Origin of the sequence: Chryseobacterium sp. BGARF1 (genome assembly GCF_001677955.1) — a bacterium.
In the GTDB taxonomy this organism is placed as follows: domain Bacteria; phylum Bacteroidota; class Bacteroidia; order Flavobacteriales; family Weeksellaceae; genus Chryseobacterium.
The window spans coordinates 1-386 of the sequence record NZ_LELA01000103.1; the positions used below are offsets into that span (position 1 = coordinate 1).

At 32.9% G+C, this 386-nt stretch carries 1 pseudogene; it reads right to left on the reverse strand.

From position 1 onward, the window contains the following. Positions 1-386, reverse strand: a pseudogene (locus AB671_RS18675) (glycine cleavage system aminomethyltransferase GcvT); the annotation flags it as partial.

Sequence of the window (386 nt, forward strand, 5' to 3'; positions counted from 1 at the left end):
TTCTTTTTGAATTTTTAAAAATCCGTTGTAAATAAAATCTTTGGTAAATTTTGTTATCCAGCCAAGACCTGCTTCCAAAGGCGAAGTGTAATCATTAATATCATTTCCATAAAGACAATACCCCATTTCAAGTCGCAATGTATCTCTAGCGGCTAAACCAATCGGTTCAATACCTTCATCTTTTCCTGCCTCAAATATAGCTTCCCATAGATGAGCTGCGTATTTGTTCTCTACATAGATTTCAAACCCAGCTTCTCCTGTATATCCTGTTTTTGAGATCAAAACATTCGGAATACGAGCGAATTCATCAATAGTGAAACTATAAGATTCTAATTCTTTTAAATTAATATCTGTTAACTTCTGTAATACTTTTAAAGATTTTGGTC